At 49.6% G+C, this 516-nt stretch carries 1 protein-coding gene; it reads right to left on the bottom strand.

The window, feature by feature from the left end; all coding sequences use genetic code 11:
• On the bottom strand, nt 1–516 hold a 516-nt coding region (locus tag OW492_RS16970), incomplete at both ends, for a hypothetical protein (protein ID WP_290041717.1).

Genomic DNA, 516 nt, shown 5'->3' with positions numbered 1-516 from the left:
GATCAACGCTTACTGCATCGCCATCAACCGTGCCGTCGTTTGGCGTTAAGGTGAAAGCCGGTAATTCTTGACCACTATTCACTAATGCTGCACCGACTTCAGTGAGGACAACCGTACCATCTACCATTTCGTAGTTAACGGTATCGCTTAAGGTGACTGTCACTTCATCGCCATCTTCATCGAAGGTCTCGAAAGTCGCTACTTCTGCGCCAGCAACCGCACTACCATCATCTTCGGTAAAGTCATTTCTGGTTAAGATGGTAATTTCTGGTGCATCATTCACGGTCGCAACACTTGGATCAACACTTACTGCGTCGCCATCAACCGTGCCGTCGTTTGGCGTTAAGGTGAAAGCAGGTAATTCTTGACCACTATTCACTAATGCTACGCCCGCTTCTGTCAGTACCACTGAGCCGTCTACTAAGGCATAGTTCACCGTGTCGCTTAGCGTAACCGTCACATCATCGCCATCTTCATCGAAGGTCTCAAAGGTCGCCACTTCTGCGCCAGCAACGG

Origin of the sequence: Psychromonas sp. 14N.309.X.WAT.B.A12 (assembly GCF_030397575.1) — a bacterium.
Taxonomy (GTDB): domain Bacteria; phylum Pseudomonadota; class Gammaproteobacteria; order Enterobacterales; family Psychromonadaceae; genus Psychromonas.
The sequence above is the reverse complement of the archived record's forward strand: the minus strand, read 5'-3'. Positions and strand labels throughout refer to the sequence as shown.